Annotated in this window: 25 protein-coding genes; 17 read left to right on the top strand and 8 right to left on the bottom strand. The window is 66.6% G+C overall.

Annotated elements, in window-relative coordinates; all coding sequences use genetic code 11:
* Positions 1-115 precede the first annotated feature (115 nt).
* Together B0W80_RS26370 and B0W80_RS26365 are read left to right on the top strand one after the other, a co-directional pair.
* Positions 116-982, top strand: a complete 867-nt coding sequence (locus B0W80_RS26370) for an amidohydrolase family protein (protein ID WP_077002121.1) — start codon at positions 116-118, stop codon at positions 980-982.
* 74 nt (positions 983-1,056) lie between these two features.
* Positions 1,057-1,482, top strand: coding sequence for a VOC family protein (locus B0W80_RS26365; protein WP_077002120.1), 426 nt, complete (start codon positions 1,057-1,059; stop codon positions 1,480-1,482).
* A gap of 15 nt (positions 1,483-1,497) precedes the next feature.
* Here the strand turns inward: B0W80_RS26365 and kefC are convergent, their stop codons facing one another.
* The gene (gene kefC / locus B0W80_RS26360; protein WP_077002119.1) at positions 1,498-3,348 is read right to left on the bottom strand and encodes a glutathione-regulated potassium-efflux system protein KefC; all 1,851 of its coding nucleotides are present in this window, start codon (positions 3,346-3,348) and stop codon (positions 1,498-1,500) included.
* Between the two features lie 2 nt (positions 3,349-3,350).
* Positions 3,351-3,998, bottom strand: a complete 648-nt coding sequence (locus B0W80_RS26355; RefSeq protein ID WP_077002118.1) for an NAD(P)H-dependent oxidoreductase — start codon at positions 3,996-3,998, stop codon at positions 3,351-3,353.
* A 73-nt stretch (positions 3,999-4,071) separates the two neighbouring features.
* Here B0W80_RS26355 and B0W80_RS26350 point away from each other — a divergent pair, with 73 nt between their 5' ends.
* Both B0W80_RS26350 and B0W80_RS26345 read left to right on the top strand, forming a co-directional pair.
* Positions 4,072-4,692, top strand: coding sequence for a ParA family protein (locus B0W80_RS26350; RefSeq protein WP_077002117.1), 621 nt, complete (start codon positions 4,072-4,074; stop codon positions 4,690-4,692).
* Between the two features lie 73 nt (positions 4,693-4,765).
* Positions 4,766-5,224 (top strand): MaoC family dehydratase, encoded by a 459-nt coding sequence (locus tag B0W80_RS26345; protein WP_077002116.1) that lies wholly within the window; start codon positions 4,766-4,768, stop codon positions 5,222-5,224.
* Between the two features lie 9 nt (positions 5,225-5,233).
* Here the strand turns inward: B0W80_RS26345 and B0W80_RS26340 are convergent, their stop codons facing one another.
* Positions 5,234-5,695, bottom strand: a complete 462-nt coding sequence (locus tag B0W80_RS26340) for a tRNA (cytidine(34)-2'-O)-methyltransferase (RefSeq protein WP_077002115.1) — start codon at positions 5,693-5,695, stop codon at positions 5,234-5,236.
* Between the two features lie 13 nt (positions 5,696-5,708).
* Complete coding sequence (locus tag B0W80_RS26335; RefSeq protein WP_077002114.1) at positions 5,709-6,452, bottom strand: ComF family protein; 744 nt, start codon at positions 6,450-6,452, stop codon at positions 5,709-5,711.
* A 22-nt stretch (positions 6,453-6,474) separates the two neighbouring features.
* On the opposite strand from B0W80_RS26335, the gene B0W80_RS26330 reads away from it, so the two are divergent.
* The 8 genes from B0W80_RS26330 (at position 6,475) to B0W80_RS26300 (ending at position 12,957) form a co-directional block, all read left to right on the top strand.
* On the top strand, positions 6,475-7,389 hold the full coding sequence (locus B0W80_RS26330) for a biotin synthase (RefSeq protein ID WP_077002113.1): 915 nt from the start codon (positions 6,475-6,477) through the stop codon (positions 7,387-7,389).
* 217 nt (positions 7,390-7,606) lie between these two features.
* Positions 7,607-8,083: a DUF2244 domain-containing protein gene (locus tag B0W80_RS26325; RefSeq protein WP_077002145.1), complete on the top strand. Its 477-nt coding sequence runs from the start codon at positions 7,607-7,609 to the stop codon at positions 8,081-8,083.
* Positions 8,084-8,152: 69 nt separating this feature from the next.
* Positions 8,153-9,331, top strand: a complete 1,179-nt coding sequence (gene coxB, locus B0W80_RS26320) for a cytochrome c oxidase subunit II (RefSeq protein ID WP_077002112.1) — start codon at positions 8,153-8,155, stop codon at positions 9,329-9,331.
* 46 nt (positions 9,332-9,377) lie between these two features.
* The gene (ctaD, locus tag B0W80_RS26315) at positions 9,378-11,015 is read left to right on the top strand and encodes a cytochrome c oxidase subunit I (protein WP_077002111.1); all 1,638 of its coding nucleotides are present in this window, start codon (positions 9,378-9,380) and stop codon (positions 11,013-11,015) included.
* A gap of 25 nt (positions 11,016-11,040) precedes the next feature.
* A complete protein-coding gene (locus B0W80_RS36030; protein WP_218668952.1) occupies positions 11,041-11,151 on the top strand; it encodes a cytochrome oxidase small assembly protein in 111 nt (36 codons plus the stop codon).
* Positions 11,152-11,169: 18 nt separating this feature from the next.
* Positions 11,170-11,802: a cytochrome c oxidase assembly protein gene (locus B0W80_RS26310; RefSeq protein WP_077002110.1), complete on the top strand. Its 633-nt coding sequence runs from the start codon at positions 11,170-11,172 to the stop codon at positions 11,800-11,802.
* A 2-nt stretch (positions 11,803-11,804) separates the two neighbouring features.
* Complete coding sequence (locus B0W80_RS26305; protein ID WP_077002144.1) at positions 11,805-12,011, top strand: DUF2970 domain-containing protein; 207 nt, start codon at positions 11,805-11,807, stop codon at positions 12,009-12,011.
* Positions 12,012-12,075: 64 nt separating this feature from the next.
* Complete coding sequence (locus B0W80_RS26300) at positions 12,076-12,957, top strand: cytochrome c oxidase subunit 3 (protein ID WP_077002109.1); 882 nt, start codon at positions 12,076-12,078, stop codon at positions 12,955-12,957.
* 71 nt (positions 12,958-13,028) lie between these two features.
* Here the strand turns inward: B0W80_RS26300 and B0W80_RS26295 are convergent, their stop codons facing one another.
* On the bottom strand, positions 13,029-13,250 hold the full coding sequence (locus B0W80_RS26295; RefSeq protein WP_077002143.1) for a twin transmembrane helix small protein: 222 nt from the start codon (positions 13,248-13,250) through the stop codon (positions 13,029-13,031).
* Between the two features lie 111 nt (positions 13,251-13,361).
* Here B0W80_RS26295 and B0W80_RS26290 point away from each other — a divergent pair, with 111 nt between their 5' ends.
* Genes B0W80_RS26290 through B0W80_RS26270 form a run of 5 tightly spaced genes read left to right on the top strand, consistent with a single transcriptional unit; the run spans position 13,362 to position 17,480 of the window.
* On the top strand, positions 13,362-14,072 hold the full coding sequence (locus B0W80_RS26290; RefSeq protein WP_083745649.1) for an SURF1 family protein: 711 nt from the start codon (positions 13,362-13,364) through the stop codon (positions 14,070-14,072).
* The gene (locus tag B0W80_RS26285; protein ID WP_077002108.1) at positions 14,014-14,739 is read left to right on the top strand and encodes a hypothetical protein; all 726 of its coding nucleotides are present in this window, start codon (positions 14,014-14,016) and stop codon (positions 14,737-14,739) included. Before B0W80_RS26290 ends, B0W80_RS26285 begins: the two co-directional genes overlap by 59 nt.
* A gap of 19 nt (positions 14,740-14,758) precedes the next feature.
* Positions 14,759-15,943, top strand: a complete 1,185-nt coding sequence (locus B0W80_RS26280; protein WP_077002107.1) for a heme A synthase — start codon at positions 14,759-14,761, stop codon at positions 15,941-15,943.
* Positions 15,940-16,863, top strand: coding sequence for a heme o synthase (gene cyoE, locus B0W80_RS26275; protein WP_077002106.1), 924 nt, complete (start codon positions 15,940-15,942; stop codon positions 16,861-16,863). Before B0W80_RS26280 ends, cyoE begins: the two co-directional genes overlap by 4 nt.
* 8 nt (positions 16,864-16,871) lie before the next feature.
* Positions 16,872-17,480, top strand: a complete 609-nt coding sequence (locus B0W80_RS26270; RefSeq protein ID WP_179107031.1) for an SCO family protein — start codon at positions 16,872-16,874, stop codon at positions 17,478-17,480.
* 81 nt (positions 17,481-17,561) lie between these two features.
* Here the strand turns inward: B0W80_RS26270 and rpoH are convergent, their stop codons facing one another.
* The 3 genes from rpoH to ftsY form a co-directional block, all read right to left on the bottom strand.
* Complete coding sequence (gene rpoH, locus B0W80_RS26265; protein WP_077002104.1) at positions 17,562-18,497, bottom strand: RNA polymerase sigma factor RpoH; 936 nt, start codon at positions 18,495-18,497, stop codon at positions 17,562-17,564.
* A gap of 165 nt (positions 18,498-18,662) precedes the next feature.
* Positions 18,663-19,124, bottom strand: coding sequence for a DUF962 domain-containing protein (locus tag B0W80_RS26260; RefSeq protein WP_077002103.1), 462 nt, complete (start codon positions 19,122-19,124; stop codon positions 18,663-18,665).
* 52 nt (positions 19,125-19,176) lie between these two features.
* On the bottom strand, positions 19,177-20,147 hold a 971-nt coding region (gene ftsY, locus B0W80_RS26255; protein WP_306171876.1), incomplete at its 5' end, for a signal recognition particle-docking protein FtsY.

Genomic DNA, 20,147 nt, shown 5'->3' with positions numbered 1-20,147 from the left:
TTGCGCTCCGGGGTATGAATCGATTATGGTTATAGAAAATAATCAATTCAAGCCGAGTCGACACCCTCTTCCCCGGGATTTACCCTTAGTTCATACATCGCCTGGAGACAAGTTCATGGACCACCGCAACCTGATCGCGATCGACACCCACACCCATGCCGAGGTGAGCTGCTGGAACCCGTTCGACAACTACGGCGAGGAATACGACCGCGCGGCCGACAAGTACTTCCGCTCGAGCCGGCGCCCGAGCATCCAGGAAAGCATCGACTACTACCGCGAACGCAAGATCGGCCTGGTGATGTTCATGGTCGACGCGGAGTCGAACCTGGGCCGCCGCCGCATCCCCAACGAGGAGATCGCCGAGGCGGCGCGCAACAACAGCGACATCATGATCGCCTTCGCCAGCATCGATCCGCACAAGGGAAAGATGGGTGCGCGCGAGGCGCGGCGGCTGATCGAGGAGCACGGCGTCAAGGGCTTCAAGTTCCACCCGACGGTGCAGGGCTACCACCCCTACGACCGCATGGCCTGGCCGATCTACGAAGTGATCGCCGAATACGCGCTGCCGGCCGTGTTCCACACCGGCCACAGCGGCATCGGCTCGGGCATGCGCTGCGGCGGCGGCCTACGGCTGGAATACAGCAACCCGATGCACCTGGACGACGTGGCGATCGACTTCCCCGACATGCAGATCGTCATGGCGCACCCGAGCTTTCCCTGGCAGGACGAGGCGCTGAGCGTCGCCACGCACAAGCCGAACGTCTGGATCGACCTGTCGGGCTGGAGCCCCAAGTACTTTCCGAAGCAGCTCGTGCAGTACGCCAACACGCTGCTGAAAGACCGCATCCTGTTCGGCAGCGACTATCCGCTGATCACGCCCGACCGCTGGATGAAGGACTTCGAGGAAGCCGGCTTCAAGCCCGAGGTCATGCCCGGCATCCTCAAGGGCAACGCGGTGCGGCTGCTGAAGCTGGAGGCCTGAGCCCCGCAGAGGAAGACAATGCGCTGCTGCCACCTTGGCAGCCCCGTTCCTTCCGCTCCGAAAGGCTTATCTCCATGACCCAGCTCAACGCCTATCTTTCCTTCGACGGCAAGTGCGCCGAAGCGATGAAGTTCTACGCCGAAGTGCTCGGCGCCAAGCTCGAGGCCCTGATCACCTACGGCCAGGTGCCCGGCGGCGAGCCGCCGCCGGCCAGCCATGCCGACCGCATCATGCATGCCTACCTGGTGCACGAAGGCTTCGCCCTGATGGCCGGCGACACGCCGCCCGGCATTCCGTACAAAGGCATCCAGGGCGTGATGCTTGCGCTCAGCTTCAACGAGAACGCCGAGGCGCAGCGCGTGTTCGCCGCGCTGGCCGAAGGCGGGCAGGTGCAGATGCCGATGGGCGAGACCTTCTGGGCCGAGCAGTTCGGCATGGTGACCGACCGCTACGGCGTGCCGTGGGGCATCAACGGCGCGCCGAAGCCGATGGGGCAGTAGCCTGCAGAAGGCGGTTCAGGGCCTGGGTTCTTCGGCCTCGTCGCCCGGATACCAGTCGCGCCCGGCCCGCTGCCGCCGCTCTTCACGCTCGCGCGCGATCTGCTCCTGGAACTGCTGGCGGCCCTCCCTGGACGCCGCGATCAGCTTCGCCCGGTCCTTGTAGTGCGGATAGAGCTCGTGCATGAGCTCGATGTTGCGCCGGCGGAAGCGCATCGCCGCCTCGCGCGCCTCGTAGGCCGGCCAGCCCAGGCCCTCCAGCACGGCGCGGGCGCTGCGCAGCGAGGCCTCGAACACCTCGCGCTCGATCACCTCGATGCCGCGGTCCAGCAGCTGGTAGAGATGTCCCACGTTGCGTGCCCGCGCCACGATGCGGGCGTTGGGGAAGTGTTCGCGTGCGATGTCGACGATGGTGAGCGACTGTTCGACGTCGTCCACCGCCACCACCAGCACCTTGGCCGTTGCCGCGCCGGCGGTGCGCAGCAAATCCAGCCGCGTCGCGTCGCCGTAGTACACCCGAAAGCCGAACTCGCGCAGGCTCTCGATGGTTTCCGGGTCGTGGTCGAGCACGGTGAGCTTCAGGCCCTGCGCGCTGAGCATCCGGCCCATGATCTGGCCGTAGCGGCCGAAGCCGCAGATCAGCACCTTGGCGTCCTGCTGCTCCGAAATCTCTTCCATCGTGACGGGGCCGCAAGCGTCGTAGCGCGGCAGCACCCACTTGTCGAGCACCACCAGGACCAGGGGCGACAGCAGCATCGACAGCGCCACGGCACCGACCAGGAACGATGCCACGCCCGGCGGCAGCACCTGCGGCCCGGCGGCTTGGAACACGACGAAGGCGAACTCGCCGCCCTGGGCCAGCAGCAGGGTGAACACCGGCCGCTGCTGGTAGGGCAGGCCCATCAGCTTGGCGAGCGAGTAGATCACCGCGGCCTTCAGCACCATGAAGCCGGCCACCACCAGCGCCATGAGCCCGGGGTTGGCCAGCAGCACGCCGAAGTCGATGCTCATGCCCACGGCGATGAAGAACAGGCCCAGCAGCAGCCCCTTGAAGGGCTCGATGTCGGTTTCGAGCTCGCGCCGGTACTCGCTCTCGGCCAGCAGCACGCCGGCGAGGAAGGCGCCCAGCGCCATCGACAGGCCGACGAACTGCATCAGCGCGGCGATGGCCACCACCAGCAGCAGCGAGGCGGCGGTGAAGATCTCGGGCGTGTCGCTGCGGGCAATCCAGCGCAACAGCGGCCGCAGCACCAGCCGGCCGCCCAGCACGATGCCGGCGATCACCCCGACGATCTTCAAGGCTTCGATCGCCCGGCTGCCGCCGTCGACCACCGCCCCCGTTTCGTGCCCGGTGGCCAGCAGCGGCAGCAGCGCGAGGATGGGGATCGCCGCCACGTCCTGGAACAGCAGGATCGAGAACCCGGCCTGGCCACTGGGCGTGGGCAGCAGGTTGCGCTCGCCCAGCACCTGCAGTGCGATCGCGGTGGACGACAGCGCCAGCCCCAGCGCCGCGACCAGCGCCACGCGCCAGTTCGCGCCACCGGCCCAGCCGGCGACGAAGAGCACGGCGGCGCAGGCCACGACCTGCGCCGTGCCCCAGCCGAAGATGGGCCGTCGGAGGTTCCAGAGCCGCTTGGGCTCGAGCTCCAGCCCGACCAGGAACAGCATCAGCACCACGCCGAATTCGGCGAAGTGCAGGATGTCCTCGACGTTGCTCACCAGCCCCAGCCCCCAGGGCCCGATGACGATGCCCGCGGCCAAGTAGCCGATGATGGACCCGAGGCCCAGCGCCTTGGACAGCGGCACCACCAGCACGGCGGCGCCCAGGTAGATCAGCGAATTGGTCAGCCAGCCCGGTGCGTGTTCCATGCTCAGGCCTCCTCGTGTTCCTGCGGGCGGTCGGCAGCCGGCACCTCGCAGGTGACGCACTCGGGCATGTCTTCGATCTCCGGCCAGTCCGGGTAGCTCGCCAGGCGCTGGCTGAACATGTCGACATGCGCGGCGAGCGCCTCCTGGCTGGCGCTGCGCGAGCCGTGGAAGACGAGCGGCGGCAGGAAGCGCATACCGCACAGCGCGGCGGTTTGCTCGTAGGGCGGCAGGAAGGCGTCGAAGAAATAGCGGTTGTAGCTCTGCGGGTGGTAGCTGCCCTCGGGACCGCCGGTGGTGGCGACGAGCCAGCAATCCTTGCCCTGCAGGGCGGTGCCACCGCCGCCGTAGGCCCAGCCGTAGCTCAGCACTTCGTCGAGCCAGAGCTTCTGCAGCGGGGGCATCGAATACCACTGGATCGGGTGCAGCAGCACCAGCAGGTCGGCGCGGGCCAGGCGCGCCTGCTCGGCCGGGACGTCGATCGCGTAGTCGGGGTAGCTGCCGTAGAGGTCGTTGACGTCGACCCCCGGCACGGCGCGCGCCGCCTGAAGCAGCTGCCAGTTGACGCGCGAGTCGCGCCAGTGGGGATGGGCCGCCAGCAGGTAGATCCCGCCGCCTGGGTTGGCGCCGCCCGAGTCTGTTGTTGTGATCATGGTGCGCGAACATAGCGCAACTGGCACCTTGGCTACCATGGCGCCTGTCTCTTCAGACTGGAAGGAGCCTCTCATGCCGGTGGTCCTGGTCGCCAATCCCAAGGGTGGGGTGGGCAAATCGACGCTCGCGACGAATGTGGCGGGCTATTACGCGAGCCGCGGCCATGCGGTGATGCTGGGCGACATCGATCGCCAGCAGTCCTCCCGCCTGTGGCTGGGCCTGCGATCGCCGGCCGCGCGCGAGATCAGGACCTGGGAGGCCTCCGAAGACGGGGCCGTGGTGCGGCCTCCGCGCGGCACCACGCACGCCGTGATCGACACCCCCGCCGGCCTGCACGGCTCGCGCTTCAAGGATGTGGTGGCGCTGGCCGACAAGGTGCTCGTGCCGCTGCAGCCCAGCATCTTCGACATCTACGCCACGCGCGATTTCCTCGACAAGCTGCTGGCCCACCGCCACGTCGGCAAGACGCAGGTGGGCGTGGTCGGCATGCGCGTCGACGGGCGCACGCTGGCGGCCGAGCGCCTGCGCGAGTTCGTGGCAGGGCTGGGCGTGCCGGTGCTGGGCGAACTGCGGGACACGCAGAACTACGTTCAACTGGCCGCGCGCGGGCTGACGCTGTTCGACATCGCGCCGGGCCGGGTGCAGCGCGACCTGGAGCAATGGGAGCCGATCCGGCAATGGCTTGACGCCTGATGCAGGTTTTCCCGGGGTCACGATGTCCCGGCTGCTACAGCCGCGCCGCGGGCCGGCCACTACATTGAGACACATGAAAAAGACATTCCAGACCCTCGAGGATCTCGCCGCATGCGTCGGCCAGGAAGTCGCCGTCAGCGACTGGATCACCATCACCCAGGAACAGGTCGACAAGTTCGCCGACGCGACGGGCGACCACCAGTGGATTCACGTCGACGTGGAGCGTGCCAAGGCCGGGCCCTTCGGCGCCCCCATCGCCCACGGATTTCTCACCTTGTCGCTGGTCCCGCGCTTCTACGAAAGCACCTTCGAGGTGGCGGAGTCGCGCATGGGCGTCAACTACGGCCTCAACCGAGTGCGCTTCATGACGCCCGTGCCGGTCGGCAGCCGCCTGCGCGGCCGCATGAAGCTGCTCAAGTGCGACCCGATCGAGGGCAACGGGGTGCAGATGGTCTGGGAAGTCACGATCGAACTCGACGGCGCCGCCAAGCCGGCCTGCGTCGCCGAATCGGTGGTGCGCCAGTACCGCTGAAGGGCGCGCTCAGCCGAAGCCGTTCTGCCGCCAGGCCTCGAAGACCGTCACCGCCACGGCGTTCGACAGGTTGAGGCTGCGCTGGCCGTCGCGCATCGGCAGCCGCAGGCGCTGTGCCGGCGGAAAGCCGTCACGCAAGCCGGGCGCCAGGCCACGGGTTTCGGAGCCGAAGACCAGCCAGTCGCCGGGGCGGAAGGCGACGTCGTGCACGCCGCGCGTGCCCTTGGTCGTGAGCGCGAACAGCCGGTCCGGCGCGGGCTGCTCGACGGCCAGCAGCGCCGCCCAGTCCGCGTGGCGCCGGACCTCGGCGTACTCGTGATAGTCGAGGCCGGCGCGCTTCAACAGGCGGTCGTCCATCGAAAAGCCCAGCGGCTCCACCAGGTGCAGGGTGCAGCCGGTGTTAGCGGCAAGGCGGATCACGTTGCCCGTGTTGGGTGGGATCTCGGGTTCGACCAGGACGATGTGGAACATGGGCCGATTGTCCTCAGCCCGCGGCCGGCAACTCCGTGCGCGCCAGCACGATCGCCGTGATGTGTGCGGCACCACCGGTGCGCAGCACCTGTGCCGCCGAGAAAAGCGATGCGCCGCTGGTCATCACGTCGTCGACCAGCACGATGCGCCGCCCGCGCACCGCCTCCGCACGCAGCGGCTCCAGCGCGAAGGCGCCCTGCAGGTTGCGCAGCCGTTCGGCGCGTGACAGGCCGCTCTGTGCGGGCGTCTCGCGGATGCGCAGCAGCAGCCGCGCATCGGTCTTGCCCGGCGCCAGGCGGCGCGCCAACTCGTGGGCCTGATTGAAGCCCCGCTCGCGCAGCCGGCCCGTCGCCAGCGGCATCGGCAACACCAGGTCGGCCTGCTCCAGGGCCGGCTCGACCCAGGGCGCGCTGCGCAGCAGCGTGGCCAGCGGCGCCGCCCATCCGGCGCGCCCCTGGAACTTGAACTGCGCGATGCAGTCGGGCCAAGGCCAGGCATAGGCACAAGCCGCCAGACAGGCATCGAGCGGCGGCGGACGCGTGATGCACTCGCCGCAATGCGCGACGCCTGCCGGCAAGGGCAGGGCGCATCGCCCGCAGCGCGTGACGAGCGGCGCGAAGCGGGTCACGCAGGCATCGCACACGGGCCGTGCGGGCCATGCGCGGCAGACGGCGCACTGGCTCGGCACGCGATCGAGCAGGGACGAGAGCGAAGAGCGGGAAGAGCTGGAAAGGCGGTGGCGCCAGAGTCTGAGCATGGCTCAATATACTGAGCGCCCCATGGCCACCGATCCCCCACAGCGCCCGCCGACCATCGATGCCGCGGCCGCCGCTCGCTGGGCTCGCCTGGTGCCGGACGGCGGTTCACCGTGGCTGCACGAGGAAATCGGCCGCCGCATGGAGGAGCGCCTGCAATGGATCAAGGCCAAGCCGCGCCACTGGGCCGGCTGGTCGCCTTTGCGCGGCGGGCTGGAGGCGCATGCGCTCGTGGCCAAACGGTATCGGGATGCCGCGGTCTACGTGGTCGAAGCGGAGCCGACCCTCGCGGCGCCCACCCGCGAGGCGCTGGCCGCACCCTGGTGGAGCGCGCGGCGCTGGCAGGGCGGCCGCCCGAGCTTCGATGCGCCGCCCGAGGAAGGCGTCGACCTGCTGTGGGCCAACATGGCGCTGCACATGGCGGCCGACCCCGAAGCACTGATCGCGCGCTGGCACCGGCTGGTGGCGACCGACGGCTTCCTGATGTTTTCCTGCTTCGGGCCCGACACCGTGCGCGAGCTGCGCATGCTGCACGAGCGCCTGGGCTGGCCACCGGCCAGCCACGAATTCACCGACATGCACGACTGGGGCGACATGCTGGTGCACGCCGGGTTCGCCGAGCCGGTGATGGACATGGAGCGCATCGTGCTGACCTGGCCGACGGCCGAGGCGGCGCTGGCCGAACTGCGCACGCTGGGCCGCAACCTGCACCGGGCGCGCTTTTCGACGCTGCGAGGGCGCACCTGGCACCGGACGCTGCGCCGTGCATTGCCGGAGGTGGCCCTGTCCGCCGAGGGAGCGGGTCGCATCGCGCTGACCTTCGAGATCATCTACGGCCATGCCTTCAAGCCCGCGCCGCGTGTCGCCCTGGCGGCCGAGAGTGCCGTGTCGCTGCGGGAGATGCGGTCGATGCTCCAGCGTGGCCGGCCCGGTGGATAGCCGCCCTCCAGGCTCCCCGATTCGGGTGTTTCCCCAATGGGTTCGGGGTCGCTGGGCGATCGAGGTGACGCGTGACGGCGCGGTCAAATGAACAGGCCGGATCAGCCGCTACAATCCGCCGTTGCGTGAACCCCGGGGATTGTCCCGTGATCGAGGCCTGTCGGACATGGTTTGAAGGCGATCGACGCACACCGATTTGCAGAACTCGCCCCAGACCGTGTCGAATTCCGTGTTTCGCTTTGCCACCGTCTCAGGCCAGAACATCCACTGGTTCCTGAAGCGCAACTGTTCGATCACGCCGAGCCAGCTCGGCTGGCTCTACGCATCGCTTTGCGTGGTGTCGTTGGGCATCGGCACGGTCTTCTGGGTCCATGGCGCGCCGCTCGTGCTGCCCTTCGCCTGGCTGGAACTCGGTGCCGTCGGCTTCGCCTTCCTGCTCTATGCCCGCCATGCCGCCGACGGCGAACGCATCGCGCTGCAGGGCGGCCGTCTCGTCGTCGAGCTCGAGAATGGCGGGCACTACGAGCGCACTGAATTCTTGCCGCACCAGGTGCGGATCGAGCCGCAGATCAGCGACCGTTCGCTGATCGAAGTCTCGGGACAGGGTCGTTCGGTCAAGGTGGGGCGCTATGTGCGCCCGGAGTTGCGCGCGGCGCTGGCGCGCGAGATCCGCATGGCATTGCGCGGCGCCTGAGGGCGTTTCGTACCGTGCGGCACCGTGGGGACCGGTGGGGTTAACTGGAAAAATCGAGAAGTGAACACGATGAAGAGCAATTGGCGCAACAAGTTCTGGCCGGCGAATCTGCTGCTGGCAGCCGGCGCGGCGTGGAGCGGCGTGGCGCATGCGGTCGAAGACCTGCCCGGTGGTCCGTCGGTGCGTCAGCTCAATCTTCCGGTCGGCGTCACCAAGATCGCCGAAGAGCAATACTTCCTGCACAACGCCATGATGGTGTTGTGCACGGTGATCTTCATCGCGGTTTTCGCGGTGATGTTCTATTCGATCTGGAAGCACCGCAAGTCGGTGGGCCACAAGGCCGCCAACTTCCACGAGTCGGTGGTGGTCGAGGTCATCTGGACCATCGTGCCCTTCATCATCGTGATCCTGATGGCGCTGCCTGCTACCAAGGTGCTGGTGGCCCAGAAGGACACCACCAACGCCGACCTGACCATCAAGACCACCGGCTACCAGTGGAAGTGGGGTTACGACTACATCAAGGGCGAGGGCGAGGGCCTGGCCTTCATCTCCACGCTCGACAGCTCGCATCGCGCCCTGTCCGACGCCGGCGCCAAGGGCGACGTGCCCGTCGACTATCTGCTGAAGGTCGACAACCCCATGGTGGTGCCGATCGACACCAAGGTCCGCATCATCACCACGGCCAATGACGTGATCCACGCTTTCGCCGTGCCGCAGTTGGGCATCAAGCAGGACGCCATTCCGGGCTTCGTACGCGACACCTGGTTCCGCGCCGAAAAGGTGGGCGACTATTACGGCCAGTGCCAGGAGCTCTGCGGCAAGGAGCACGCCTACATGCCGATCCACGTGAAGGTGGTTTCGAAGGCCGACTACACCGCCTGGGTCGACGGCAAGCGCAAGGAAGCGGCCGCCAAGCAGGACGACCCGAACAAGGTCTGGACCCTGCCGGACATCATGGCCCGCGGCGAGAAGGTGTACGCGTCCAACTGCGCCGCCTGCCACCAGGCCAACGGCAAGGGCGCCGGCCCGATCAAGCCGCTCGACGGCTCGGCCGTGGTGCTCGACGCCGACCACGCCAAGCAGATCCTCGTGCTCCTGAACGGGCAGAACAACGGCGCCATGCCCTCGTGGAAGCAGCTGAGCGACACGGACATCGCCGCCGTGGCGAGCTACACCAAGAACAGCTGGTCGAACAAGACGGGCCAGCTGATTCAGCCGGCCGAGGTGTTGGCGCAGCGCGGCAAGTAAGCCGTCCGCACCACCTCACGACGAAGAGATAGCAAGGAATACCAGAATGAGCGCAGTCATCGATCCCCACGGCCACGCCCCCGGCCACGGCGACCATGCCCACGACGAGCACCACCACGCGCCGACCGGCTGGCGCCGCTGGGTGTTCGCGACGAACCACAAGGACATCGGCACGCTGTACCTGCTGTTCTCGTTCACCATGCTGATGGTGGGCGGCGTGCTGGCGCTGATGATCCGCGCCGAGCTGTTCCAGCCCGGGCTGCAGCTGGTGAACCCCGAACTCTTCAACCAGTTCACCACCATGCACGGGCTGATCATGGTGTTCGGCGCGATCATGCCGGCTTTCGTGGGCTTCGCGAACTGGATGATCCCGCTGCAGGTGGGCGCCTCCGACATGGCTTTCGCGCGCATGAACAACTTCAGCTTCTGGCTGCTGATTCCCGCGGCACTCATGCTGGTCGGCTCGTTCTTCATGCCCGGCGGCGCGCCTGCGGCCGGCTGGACGCTCTACGCGCCGCTCACGCTGCAGATGGGCCCCTCGATGGACGCCGGCATCTTCGCGATGCACATCATGGGCGCCTCGTCGATCATGGGCTCGATCAACATCATCGTGACCATCCTCAACATGCGCGCTCCCGGCATGACGCTGATGAAGATGCCGATGTTCTGCTGGACCTGGCTCATCACCGCCTACCTGCTGATCGCCGTGATGCCCGTGCTGGCCGGCGCCATCACGATGACGCTGACCGACCGCCACTTCGGCACCAGCTTCTTCAGCCCCGCGGGTGGCGGCGACCCGGTGATGTACCAGCACATCTTCTGGTTCTTCGGCCATCCCGAGGTGTACATCATGATCTTGCCGGCCTTCGGCATCATCAGCCAGATCGTGCCGGCCTTCTCGCGCAAGCGCCTGTTCGGCTATGCATCGATGGTGTACGCCACCTCGTCGATCGCGATCCTGTCCTTCATCGTGTGGGCGCACCACATGTTCACCACCGGCATGCCGGTGACGGGCCAGCTCTTCTTCATGTACGCGACCATGCTGATCGCGGTGCCGACGGCAGTGAAGATCTTCAACTGGATCGCGACGATGTGGCAGGGCTCGATGACTTTCGAGACGCCGATGCTGTTCGCGGTGGGCTTCATTTTCGTGTTCACCATGGGCGGCTTCACTGGCCTGATCCTGGCTGTGGCGCCGATCGACATCCAGTTGCAGGACACCTATTACGTCGTGGCCCACTTCCACTACGTGCTGGTCGCCGGCTCGCTCTATGCGATGTTCGCGGGCTACTACTACTGGGCGCCCAAGTGGACCGGCGTGATGTACGACGAGACGCGCGGCAAGATCCACTTCTGGTGGTCGCTGATCTCGTTCAACGTCACCTTCTTCCCGATGCACTTCCTGGGCCTGGCAGGCATGCCGCGCCGCTATGCCGACTACCCGATGCAGTTCGCCGACTTCAACGCGTTGGCCTCGGTCGGCGCCTTTGCATTCGGCCTGGCGCAGGTGTATTTCTTCTTCTTCATCGTCCTGCCGAACATGATGGGCAAGGGCGAGAAGGCGCCGCAGAAGCCGTGGGAAGCCGCCGAAGGCCTCGAATGGGAAGTGCCGTCGCCCGCGCCTTTCCACACGTTCGAAACGCCGCCGAAGCTCGACGCGACCGCCACCAAGGTGATCGGCTGAGCGCGCGATGACAGGACAGACCGCGATGACGCCCGAGCAAAAGAGAAACAACCGCCGCATGGGGCTCACGCTGGCCTCCATCGCCGCGATCTTCTTCATCGGCTTCGTCGTGCGCATGCTCTGGCTAGGCCACTGAGCCCGGAACGAGACGACGATGGGCATGGGTCAACGCATCCGCAGCGCAAACGTCCGAATGGTCGGCAAGCTGGCCGTGGTCGCCTGTGGCATGTTCGCCTTCGGTTACGCGCTGGTGCCGTTGTACCGCGCGATCTGCGAGATGACCGGCATCAACATCCTGGCCCTGTCCGAACTCGAGGTGCCGGGCGGCGCCAGCGGCGGCAGGAACGTTCGCGTGCCCGACAACACGCAGGTCGACACGAGCCGCACCATCACCGTCGAGTTCGATGCCAACGTGCGCGGGCTGTGGGACTTCAAGCCTGCGCAACGCTCGATGGAGGTTCATCCAGGCCAGCTCAACACGGTGATGTACGAATTCCAGAACGTGCAGAACCGCCGCATGGCCGCGCAGGCCATCCCGAGCTACGCACCGCAGCAGGCTGCGCCGTATTTCAACAAGCTCGAGTGCTTCTGCTTCAACCAGTACACGCTCGAAGCGGGTGAAAAGAAGCAGTGGCCCGTCGCCTTCGTGATCGACCCGAAGATCTCGAAGGACGTCAAGACGATCACGCTGTCGTACACCTTCTTCGAGGTGGGCGGCAAGACGCCCGCGGCGCCCGTGGCTGCCAACTCTGCCGCACCGGCGCCGACCGTGGAGCCGCGCTCGTGATCATGGCCGACACGCCGCCGCGCAAGGGCTCCCTTCTTCGCACCGTGAAGGCGGTGGCCTGGGGCTTTTTCGGCGTGCGCAAGAACAGCGCCTACCAGGAAGACATCGCCCGCCTGTCGCCTCTGCACATCGTGGCGGTCGGCATCGTGGCCGCCATCCTGTTCGTGGTCGGTCTGATCCTCCTCGTGAAGTTCGTCGTCGCGCCTTGACCCAAGGACGAACGGAACCTGCCCCGACATCGAAGCCCATTACAGAAGAAAACCAGGACCTGATATGAGTTCAACCACCCACGGCACCACGCCTTACTACTTCGTGCCCGGGCCATCGGCCTACCCAGTCATGGCCGCGATCGGCCTGCTCTTCGTGATCTTCGGCGCGGCGCAGTGGATCAACGGCCACCAGTGGGGCGCTTGGTCGTTGCTGATCGGCATGGTGTGGTGGCTGGGCACTCTGTTCGTCTGGTTTCGCACGTCCATCGCCGAGAGCGAGAGCGGGCAGTACGGCCACAAGGTCGACCTGTCGTTCCGCTGGAGCATGAGCTGGTTCATCTTCTCCGAAGTGATGTTCTTCGGCGCCTTCTTCACTGCGCTGTGGTGGGCCCGTACCCACGCACTGCCCACGCTCGGCAGCCTCGACAACGCACTGCTGTGGCCCGACTTCAAGGCAGTGTGGCCGACGCTGGCCGCTGGCGCCACCGGTTCGCCGGCCGACATCATCGAGCCCTTCCAGACCGTCGGGCCCTTCTGGCTGCCGACCATCAACACCGCGCTGCTGTTGAGCTCCGGCGTCACGCTGACCATCGCTCACCACGCGCTGCGTGCCGACCACCGTGCCCAGGCCATCCGCTTCATGTGGGTCACCGTGCTGCTGGGTGCGATCTTCCTGGGTGTGCAGGGCTACGAGTACTACCACCTCTACACCGAGCTGAACCTCAAGCTCAGCTCCGGCGCCTACGGCTCGACCTTCTTCATGCTGACCGGCTTCCACGGCCTGCACGTGTTCATCGGCATGCTGATGCTCCTGTTCATCACGCTGCGCCTGCGCAGCGGCCATTTCACGGCGGAACGTCACTTCGGCTTCGAGGGGGCGGCCTGGTACTGGCACTTCGTCGACGTGGTGTGGCTCGGCCTGTACTTCCTGGTCTACTGGCTTTGAGCGGTTCCAACGGCACGACAAAAAAGCGCCGCCAGGCGCTTTTTTCATGGAGGTTGTGGAACGAGCACGACCTACTTGCCGAGCGGGAGTCCCCCCGGCTGGATGTAGCCGAGCTTCCAGGCCAGCAACAGGCACAGGAACAAAACCACGGACAGGCCGATCCGCACGGTGAGGGCGCGCACCATGCCGCCGCTCTTGGCCCGGCCTTCGCGGCCGTCCCTCAGCATGAAGAAAAGCGCGACACCGAGGCTCGCCAGGATGCCGATGAAGGCCAGGGCGACAAGGTATTTCATGACGGCGATTATCGGCCTGGGCAGGAGACCCCTGCCATAGGCGACAAGGTCGGGGCAGTACCGCGCCGGCGCACCGGCCGGTTCTGGATCGTCACCCTGGCGGCCTTGGCGATGCTGGCCACCACCGTATCGCTCGGTCGCTGGCAACTCTCCCGCGCCGCCCAGAAGGAAGCCCTGCAGGCGCAGATCGAGGCGCGCAAGAGCCTGCCACCGCTCAGCCAAGGCGAGTTCCTCGCGCTCGACCCGGCCACGGAAGCCATGCACCGGCCCGTGCATCTGCGCGGCCTCTGGCTGGCGCCGCATACCGTCTACCTGGACAACCGGCAGATGCATGGCGTGCCCGGCTTCTACGTGTTGACGCCCTTCGCGCTCGAAGACAGCAACGTGACCGTGCTGGTGCAACGCGGCTGGATCCAGCGAAATTTCACGGACCGGGCGCAACTCGCGCCGATCGAGACACCGAGCGGCCTCGTCGACGTGACGGTGCGCATCGCGCCCCCGCCCGCCCACCTGTTCGAGTTGGGCAAGGACGCGCCGGCGCCCGCCGCATCCGCGGGGTCTTCACCCATCCGGCAGAATCTCGACCTGGAAGCGTTCCGGGCCGATACCGCCCTGCCTCTGCGGACCGACGTCTCGCTGCTGCAGACCGGTGTGGCCTCCGAGGGCCTCCAGCGCGACTGGCCAGTGCCCGCGCTGGGCATCGAAAAGCACTACGGCTATGCATTCCAGTGGTTCGGGCTCGCATCCCTCGTCGTCATCCTTTATGTCTGGTTTCAACTCATCGCCCCCTACCGCCGCGCGCGCCGTCTCCGCCGCGGCTGACGAGCCGCTCGGCCTGACGGTGCACTCCATGCCGTCGCCGCGCCAGGCGCTCGACGGCGCGGAGGGGCGCCGGACGGTGGTCGGCCGCTGGAAGATGATCCTGGTCCTGCTGAGCTGCGCGGCGCCGGTCATCGCCTCTTACTTCACCTACTACGTGATCCGGCCGGAAGGGCGCAGCGTCTACGGCCAACTCATCGACCCGCAGCGCACCATGCCCGACATCGTGGCGACGTCGCGCGAGGGCAGGCCGGTGCCGCTTTCTTCGCTCAAGGGCCAGTGGCTGCTGGTCACGGTCGCCGATGCGGCCTGCGATGCCTTGTGCGAGCAGCAGCTCTACCTGCAGCGCCAGCTGCGCGAAAGCCTGGGCCGCGAGAAGGACCGGCTGGACCGCGTCTGGCTGGTGAGCGACGCGTCGCCCGTTCCTGCGCGCCTGGACAACGGCCTGCACGGCGCGACCGTGCTTCGCGTGCCGGCGGTGCAGCTGGCGAAGTGGCTCGCACCGGAATCCGGCCATGCGCTTGCGGAGCATTTCTACGTGGTCGACCCCATGGGCAACTGGATGATGCGTTTTCCCGCGCGAATGGACAACGCCGGCGCGGGCCGCGCCAAGCGCGATCTCGATCGCCTGCTGCGCGCTTCTTCGTCGTGGGACGAAGCCGGCCGCTAACCCCGGCAACAACCGCCGCATGGACACGACCTCGCTCTACGACCTCACGCCCATCGCCTGGCTTCTGGCCGTGGGGGTGTTGCTGGCGCTCGGGCCGCTGTTCTGGGTGTGGCGGCGCAGCGCAGGGCATGGTGCAGCTCGACGCTTGCATCTGCTGACGGTGCTGACGCTGTTTCTCACCTTCGATCTCACACTGTTCGGCGCCTTCACCCGGCTCACCGATTCCGGCCTGGGGTGCCCCGACTGGCCCGGCTGCTACGGCAATGCCAGTCCCTTCGGTGCGCGGCACGACATCGCGATGGCGCAGGCGGCGCAGCCCACGGGCCCGGTCACGCACAGCAAGGCCTGGGTGGAGATGGTGCATCGGTATCTGGCGACCGGCGTCGGTTTCCTGATCCTCGTGTTGGCGGTGGCCACCTGGGTGGCGCGCCGACGTCAGCGGAATGAAGCTCACCATGGCGAACGACCTTTGAGCGCTTGGTGGCCGGCGGCCACGTTGGTGTGGGTGTGCCTGCAGGGGGCGTTCGGCGCGCTGACCGTGACGTGGAAGCTCTACCCCGCGATCGTCACCTTGCACCTGTTGGGCGCGATCGTGCTGCTGTCACTGCTTTGCATCCAGGCCGTTCGATACCGTCAAGCGGCGGCGGGCCGTCAACCGGCGCCGGTGTCGCCGACGCTGCGCGCGTTGCTGTTCGGGGTCAGCGCACTGCTGCTCCTTCAGATCGCGCTCGGTGGCTGGGTCAGCACCAACTATGCGGTACTGGCCTGCACCCAGTTTCCGACCTGCCAGGGCAGTTGGTGGCCTGCCATGAATTTCACGGACGGCTTCCGCATCTGGCGCTCGCTCGGCGAGGGCGGTGGCGGCACGGCGATCGACTTCGCGGCCCTGACGGCGATCCATTACGTGCATCGGCTCATGGCGTACCTTGTCTTCATCGCGCTCGGCGTGCTGGTCTGGCGCTTGCGCCGCGTGGCGACGCTGCGCCCGCAGGCCCGTTGGCTGGCGGGCCTGGCGCTGCTGCAGTTGGCGACCGGCCTGGGCAATGTGCTGCTGGGTTGGCCCCTGATCGCTGCCGTGCTGCACACCGGCGGTGCCGCCGCCATGGCGGTGGTGCTGACCTGGTCGCTGTGCGAAAGCCGGCGCGCCGGCGCCTTCGTTTCCGCGGGCGCGCGGGCACGCGGCACCGGGATGGAGGCGGCATGAGGAATCGGGCCGTTTCCGACGCCAAGGCCTCGGTCCACAGCCACGGCACGTCCAGCGTGATGCGCCAGTTCTATGCGCTCACCAAGCCGCGCGTGGTCCAGCTCATCGTGTTCTGCGCGCTGATCGGCATGGTGCTGGCGGTGCCCGTTCTGCCCAGCTTGGCCGAGGCACAGCGCATCGTGGTGGGTTGCCTCGGCATTTGGCTGGTGGCGGGGGCGGCGGCTGCCTTCAACTGCCTGGTCGAGAAGGGCATCGACGCCAAGATGAAGCGCACCGCATGGCGGCCCACTGCCCGAGGCGAACTCAGCGACCGGCAGGCCCTGCTGTTTTCGGCGCTGCTGTGTTCCGTGGGTTCGGCGGTGCTCTGGTTCGCGGTGAACCCGCTGACGATGTGGCTCACCTTCGCGACCTTCGTCGGTTATGCCGTCATCTACACCGTGATCCTCAAGCCCCTGACGCCACAAAACATCGTGATCGGCGGGGCCTCCGGTGCCATGCCGCCGGTGCTGGGCTGGGCCGCGATGACGGGCGAGGTCGGGCCGGAGGCGCTGATCCTCTTCCTGATCATCTTCCTGTGGACGCCGCCGCACTTCTGGGCGCTCGCGCTCTACCGCGTGGAGGACTACCGCAAGGCCGGCCTGCCGATGCTTCCGGTCACGCACGGCAACGAGTTCACGCGCCTGCAGGTGCTGCTCTACACCTTCATTCTTTTCGCCGCGTGCCTCATGCCGTTCATCTACGGCATGAGCGGTTGGCTCTATCTGGCGGTGGCGGTGGCGGTGAGCATCGGCTTCACGGGCTATGCATTCGCGCTGTGGCGCCGTTACTCGGACCAGTTGGCGCGCAAGACATTCCGCTTCTCCCTGATCCACCTCAGCGTGCTCTTCGCGGCGCTGCTGATCGACCACTACTTGCGATGAACGAATCGATGAACAAGCGGCAGGTGCTGCGGCTCCTGGCACTCACGGGCTTCGGCGCGGCTGCCGGGTCGGCTCTGGTGGCCTGCTCGGAGAACAAGCCCAGCTTCACTGCCGTCGACATCACGGGCGCCGACTATGCCAAGGGGTTCTCGTTGACCGATGCCGATGGCAAGCAGCGCACGCTGGCCGACTTCAAGGGCAAGGTGGTCGTGATGTTCTTCGGCTACGCCCAGTGCCCCGACGTCTGCCCCACCACGATGACCGAAATGGCGCAGGTCAAGCAGCAACTCGGCAGCGATGGCGACAAGCTCCAGGTCGTCTTCGTCACGGTCGACCCGGAGCGCGACACGCCCGAAGTGATGAAAGCCTACATGGGCGCCTTCGACCCGGCCTTTGTCGCGCTGATCCCGACGCCGGAGCAACTCGCCTCGGTGACCAAGGACTACAAGGTCTACTACAAGAAGGTCGAAGGCAAGACCCCGACCAGCTATTCAATGGACCATTCGGCCGCGAGCTTCATCTACGACACCGAGGGCCGATTGCGCTTGTATTCGCGCTACGGCGCGGGGGTGCCGGCCATGGTGTCCGATCTGAAGCTGCTGCTCAAGTCGGCCTGAAGCGGCGACCGCGGCGCGCCGCACGCCCAAACAAAAAGCCCGGCGAACCGGGCTTTTTCTTTCGCGAGAGAGCGACGGGGCTCAGGCGAATTCCGCCAGCGCCTTCTTCATCTTCTTCATCGCTGCGACCTCGATCTGGCGAATGCGCTCAGCGCTCACGCCGTAAACCGCGGCCAAGTCGTGCAGCGTCATGCCGCCGGAACCGTCGTCGTTGACCTTGAGCCAGCGTTCTTCCACGATGCGCCGGCTCCGCTCGTCCAAGGTCGCCAGGGCGGTCGAGATGCCATCGGTCGACAAACGGTCGCGCTGACGCGATTCGAGCTGAGCGGTCGGCTCCTGGGAGCCATCGGCCAGGTAGGCGATCGGACCAAAGCCCTCATCGCCGTCGTCCGAGGGGCCCGGATCGAGCAGCACGTCGCCGCCCGACATGCGGGTTTCCATCTCGAGCACTTCCTCGGGCTTGACGTTCAAGCGGGTGGCCACCTGCGACACCTCGTCCGCGCTCAGGGTGTCGCGATGCGTGTCGCCGTCGGCCGAATCGGCCTTGAAACCCTGCTTCATCGAGCGAAGGTTGAAGAACAGCTTGCGCTGGGCCTTGGTGGTAGCGACCTTGACCATGCGCCAGTTCTTCAACACGTACTCGTGGATCTCGGCCTTGATCCAGTGCATGGCATAGCTGACCAGGCGCACACCCTGGTCGGGATCGAAGCGCTTGACCGCCTTCATCAGCCCGACGTTGCCTTCCTGGATCAGGTCGCCGTGCGGCAGCCCATAGCCAAGGTATTGGCGGGAAATCGAAATGACGAGTCGCAGATGGGACAAGACGAGCGCACCGGCAGCTTCCAGATCGTTGTCGTCGCGCAGGCGACGCGCGAAGCGCTGTTCTTCCTCCTGCGTCAGCAAGGGAAGCCGGTTGGCGGCGGAAATATAGGCGTCCAGGTTACCCAGCGAGGGAACCATCGCCCAGGGGTTGGCGACGGCGAGCTGGTTGGCGGGGGCTCCGGACAGTACTGTCATTGAGCAAACTCCTTCGTTCGGGGGCATGTTAGCACTCGGTTAGTGTGAGTGCTAAGGCAAGGGTTCCCCCGAGTTGCCAATGGAAACGATAGGCAGAGCCTATGCCCGCCTCGCTAGCGGGTGGGGTAGGACGGCGGCTGAAGCAGTGCCCGGGAAGTCTCTCGACTACCAGCGGATGCCGAGCCGAAGAAACAGCCTGGACAGCACGAAAAGCGGGCCGACCCAGAGGTATTGGATGTCTTCGAAAAAAGATGGCTTCCTGCCCTCGATCTTGTGGCCGACGAACTGAAAGATCCACGCGACGACGAAGATGGTGGCGCTGATGGGGAACACAAGATTCCCCATCGCATGGACCACGGCCAGCGCCAGACCGGTGCAGACGACCATGGCCAGCACGAACGGAATGGAACGCAGCGACAGGTAGTAGACGAGGCTGGCGCCCACGATCACATAGGCCGCCCAGGCGTGCAGCACGAACAGCAGGCCGAGAATGCTCAACATGATCGCGGGAATGGCGATCATGTGAATCGCCTCGTTGGTCGGATTCCGGTGACTGTCACCGTAGTGGGCGAGCAGGCGGTCGACCTTGCGGTCGGCACCCTCGAGGGGCGTGGCGGCGCTGTGCATGGCTGTCTCCTGAAGGGCTCTGCGGTCCTCGGGCGAGGATGCCAGACCGCCCCTAGCCCATCAAGGCCTGGGCGAACTCGCGCGCGTTGAAGGTTTCCAGATCTTCCAGCTTCTCGCCGACGCCGATGAAATAGACCGGCACCGGACGCTCGCGCGCGATCGCGCACAGCACCCCGCCCTTGGCCGTGCCGTCCAGCTTGGTGATGACGAGCCCGGTCAGCCCCAGCGCTTCGTCGAAGGATTTGACCTGGGCCAGCGCGTTCTGGCCCGTGTTGCCGTCGATGACGAGCAGGATCTCGTGCGGCGCGGTGGCCTCCGCCCGCGTGACGACGCGTTTGATCTTCTTGAGTTCGTCCATCAGGTGCAACTGCGTGGGCAGCCGGCCGGCAGTGTCGACGAGCACCACGTCCTTGCCGCGCGCCTTGCCGGCGTTGACGGCATCGAAGCTCACCGCGGCCGGGTCGCCGCCTTCCTGGCTCACGATCTCGACCGTGTTGCGGTCGGCCCAGACCAGCAGTTGCTCGCGCGCCGCTGCCCGGAAGGTGTCCGCAGCCGCCAGCAGTACCGCAGCGCCCTCGCCGGACAGGTGCCGGGTCAGTTTGCCGATCGAGGTGGTCTTGCCGGCGCCGTTGACCCCCGCCACCATGATCACCGTGGGCGTGTGCTCGCCGATGACGAGTGCTTTCTCGAGCGGACGCAGCAGGTCGGCGATCGCGTCGGCCAGCAGCACCTTGACTTGGGAGGCATCGGTGGCCATGTTGCTGCGCACACGCTTGCGCAAGTCTTCCAGCAGGTATTCGGTGGCTTTGACGCCGGTGTCGGCCATCAGTAGCGCAGCTTCGAGTTCTTCGTAGAGCTCGTCGTCGATCTGGGCGTTGACGAAGGCTGCGGTGATGCCGTTGCCGGTCTTGCGCAGGCCGGCCTTGAGCTTGCCCAGCCAGCCGCTACGTGCGGGCGCGGGCGGCTCGACGGACGCCGGGACCGGATGAGCGATCGGCGCTGGAGGGGGCGGCGGCGCAACCG

It is taken from the genome of Variovorax sp. KK3 (assembly GCF_001984055.1).
Classification (GTDB): domain Bacteria; phylum Pseudomonadota; class Gammaproteobacteria; order Burkholderiales; family Burkholderiaceae_C; genus Variovorax.
The sequence above is the reverse complement of the archived record's forward strand: the minus strand, read 5'-3'. Positions and strand labels throughout refer to the sequence as shown.

Excerpts from the sequence above, each read along its gene's own strand:
- B0W80_RS26310 (WP_077002110.1), top strand. The coding sequence starts at position 11,170 with ATGGGCATGGGTCAACGCATCCGCAGCGCAAACGTCCGAATGGTCGGC.
- rpoH (WP_077002104.1), bottom strand. The coding sequence starts at position 18,497 with ATGACAGTACTGTCCGGAGCCCCCGCCAACCAGCTCGCCGTCGCCAAC.
- B0W80_RS26345 (WP_077002116.1), top strand. The coding sequence starts at position 4,766 with ATGAAAAAGACATTCCAGACCCTCGAGGATCTCGCCGCATGCGTCGGC.
- B0W80_RS26295 (WP_077002143.1), bottom strand. The coding sequence starts at position 13,250 with ATGAAATACCTTGTCGCCCTGGCCTTCATCGGCATCCTGGCGAGCCTC.
- B0W80_RS36030 (WP_218668952.1), top strand. The coding sequence starts at position 11,041 with ATGACGCCCGAGCAAAAGAGAAACAACCGCCGCATGGGGCTCACGCTG.
- B0W80_RS26340 (WP_077002115.1), bottom strand. The coding sequence starts at position 5,695 with ATGTTCCACATCGTCCTGGTCGAACCCGAGATCCCACCCAACACGGGC.
- B0W80_RS26350 (WP_077002117.1), top strand. The coding sequence starts at position 4,072 with ATGCCGGTGGTCCTGGTCGCCAATCCCAAGGGTGGGGTGGGCAAATCG.
- B0W80_RS26355 (WP_077002118.1), bottom strand. The coding sequence starts at position 3,998 with ATGATCACAACAACAGACTCGGGCGGCGCCAACCCAGGCGGCGGGATC.
- B0W80_RS26370 (WP_077002121.1), top strand. The coding sequence starts at position 116 with ATGGACCACCGCAACCTGATCGCGATCGACACCCACACCCATGCCGAG.
- B0W80_RS26290 (WP_083745649.1), top strand. The coding sequence starts at position 13,362 with ATGCTGGCCACCACCGTATCGCTCGGTCGCTGGCAACTCTCCCGCGCC.
- B0W80_RS26330 (WP_077002113.1), top strand. The coding sequence starts at position 6,475 with ATGGCCACCGATCCCCCACAGCGCCCGCCGACCATCGATGCCGCGGCC.
- B0W80_RS26260 (WP_077002103.1), bottom strand. The coding sequence starts at position 19,124 with ATGCACAGCGCCGCCACGCCCCTCGAGGGTGCCGACCGCAAGGTCGAC.
- B0W80_RS26365 (WP_077002120.1), top strand. The coding sequence starts at position 1,057 with ATGACCCAGCTCAACGCCTATCTTTCCTTCGACGGCAAGTGCGCCGAA.
- B0W80_RS26305 (WP_077002144.1), top strand. The coding sequence starts at position 11,805 with ATGGCCGACACGCCGCCGCGCAAGGGCTCCCTTCTTCGCACCGTGAAG.
- B0W80_RS26270 (WP_179107031.1), top strand. The coding sequence starts at position 16,872 with ATGAACAAGCGGCAGGTGCTGCGGCTCCTGGCACTCACGGGCTTCGGC.
- B0W80_RS26300 (WP_077002109.1), top strand. The coding sequence starts at position 12,076 with ATGAGTTCAACCACCCACGGCACCACGCCTTACTACTTCGTGCCCGGG.
- coxB (WP_077002112.1), top strand. The coding sequence starts at position 8,153 with ATGAAGAGCAATTGGCGCAACAAGTTCTGGCCGGCGAATCTGCTGCTG.
- B0W80_RS26285 (WP_077002108.1), top strand. The coding sequence starts at position 14,014 with ATGTCTGGTTTCAACTCATCGCCCCCTACCGCCGCGCGCGCCGTCTCC.
- kefC (WP_077002119.1), bottom strand. The coding sequence starts at position 3,348 with ATGGAACACGCACCGGGCTGGCTGACCAATTCGCTGATCTACCTGGGC.
- B0W80_RS26280 (WP_077002107.1), top strand. The coding sequence starts at position 14,759 with ATGGACACGACCTCGCTCTACGACCTCACGCCCATCGCCTGGCTTCTG.
- cyoE (WP_077002106.1), top strand. The coding sequence starts at position 15,940 with ATGAGGAATCGGGCCGTTTCCGACGCCAAGGCCTCGGTCCACAGCCAC.
- ctaD (WP_077002111.1), top strand. The coding sequence starts at position 9,378 with ATGAGCGCAGTCATCGATCCCCACGGCCACGCCCCCGGCCACGGCGAC.
- B0W80_RS26335 (WP_077002114.1), bottom strand. The coding sequence starts at position 6,452 with ATGCTCAGACTCTGGCGCCACCGCCTTTCCAGCTCTTCCCGCTCTTCG.